Source organism: uncultured Tenacibaculum sp. (assembly GCF_947502995.1).
Classification (GTDB): domain Bacteria; phylum Bacteroidota; class Bacteroidia; order Flavobacteriales; family Flavobacteriaceae; genus Polaribacter.
Genome location: NZ_CANNBW010000049.1, coordinates 1 through 1918, shown reverse-complemented (window position 1 = coordinate 1918; position 1918 = coordinate 1). Strand labels below are relative to the sequence as shown.

The 1918-nt window shown below is 41.6% G+C and carries 1 protein-coding gene; it reads left to right on the top strand.

Annotated features, from left to right (window positions below; translation table 11 throughout):
- A partial coding sequence (locus tag Q1A46_RS20670) for an Ig-like domain-containing protein (protein ID WP_299683546.1) occupies positions 1 to 1918 on the top strand: 1918 nt, incomplete at both ends.

The window sequence follows — 1918 nt, the reverse complement described above, 5'->3', positions numbered from 1 at the left end:
AACCAGATCCAAGTGCAGATGCTGATAATGATGGGGTTCCAAACTATTTAGATGCGGACTTAGCAGGTTTTGTAGATGCAAACTCAGATGGAGTAAATGACAACTACGATTCAGATGGTGATGGTGTACCAAACCATTTAGATTTAGATAGTGATAACGACGGAATTTACGATGTTGTAGAAACAGGCGGAACAGATGCAGACGGAAATGGTACTGCAGATGATACCGATGGAGATACGGCAAACAATAATGGTATTCCAAATTCAGCAGGTACAGGAGTTACTACTCCAACAGATAGTGATAGTGGCACTGATCCAAACAGTCCAGATTTCTTAGATACTGATAGTGATGGAGATGGCTGTAATGATGCAGATGAGGCTTTCGCAGATGCTACAGCAGATGCAGACGACAATGGAACATACGGAAGTGGAACTTTAACAGTTTCAGGAGGAACAATAAATTCAAACGGTACAGTAACCGCTGCAGATTATAGCACAGGCACAAATTCAGATGTTGTGACAGCAGGTCCAGATTCAGATGGAGATGGTATTGCTGCGGTTTGTGATTTAGATGATGATGGCGATGGAAATCCAGATACTACAGATCCAAATCCAACAACTACTACAGTTTCAGATGATACAGCTACAGTAGCTTCAGGTACACCAGTTACGACTAATGTTTTAGCCAATGATGATTATGTAGGGGATACAGATCCAGCAAAACTAGCAGGAACTACAACTACTTTAACTCAAAGTGGTGGAACAGCAACAGGAACAGTAGCTATTGATGCAAACACAGGAGAGATTACCTACACGCCAACTTCATCAGAAGCAGGAACAGATGTTACGATTATCTACGAAGTTTGTAGTGACGATGGAGTAAATGCTCCAATTTGTCAAACAGCAACCTTAACAATTACTGTTACAGGAACTGATAGTGATGGTGATGGTATTGTAGATGCACAAGATTTAGATGATGATAATGATGGAATTTTAGATACGGCAGAAGCAAACGGACAACCAGATCCAAGTGCAGATGCTGATAATGATGGGGTTCCAAACTATTTAGATGCAGACTTAGCAGGTTTTGTAGATGCAAACTCAGATGGAGTAAATGACAACTACGATTCAGATGGAGACGGTGTACCGAACCATTTAGATTTAGATAGTGATAACGACGGAATTTACGATGTTGTAGAAACAGGCGGAACAGATGCAGACGGAGATGGAACTGCAGATGATACCGATGGAGATACGGCAAACAACAATGGTATCCCAAGTACAGCAGGTACAGGAGTTTCTAGTCCAACTGATAGTGATAGTGGAACTGATCCAGGAAGTCCAGACTTCTTAGATACCGATAGTGACGGAGATGGCTGTAATGATGCAGATGAAGCTTTCGCAGATGCTACAGCCGATGCAGATGATAATGGAAGTTATGGAAGTGGAACCCTTACTTTAGGTTCAGGAGTTGATGCCGATGGTACAGTAACTGCTGCAGATTATAGTACAGGAACGAACACAGATGTAACTACATCAGGTCCAGATATTGATTCAGATGGAATAGCAACAGTTTGTGATTTAGATGATGATGGCGATGGAAATCCAGATACTACGGATCCAAATCTAACAACGACTACAGTTGCCGATGATACAGCTACAGTAGCTTCAGGAAGTCCAGTAACTACCAATGTTTTATCGAATGATGATTATTTAGGCGATACAGATCCAGCAAAACAGGCAGGAACTACCACTACTTTAACTCAAAGTGGAGGAACAGCAACAGGAACAGTAACTATTGATCCAAATACAGGAGAGATTACGTACACTCCAACTTCATCAGAAGCAGGAACAGATGTTACGATTATCTACCAAGTTTGTAGTGATGATGGAGTAAATGCTCCAGTTTGTCAAACAGC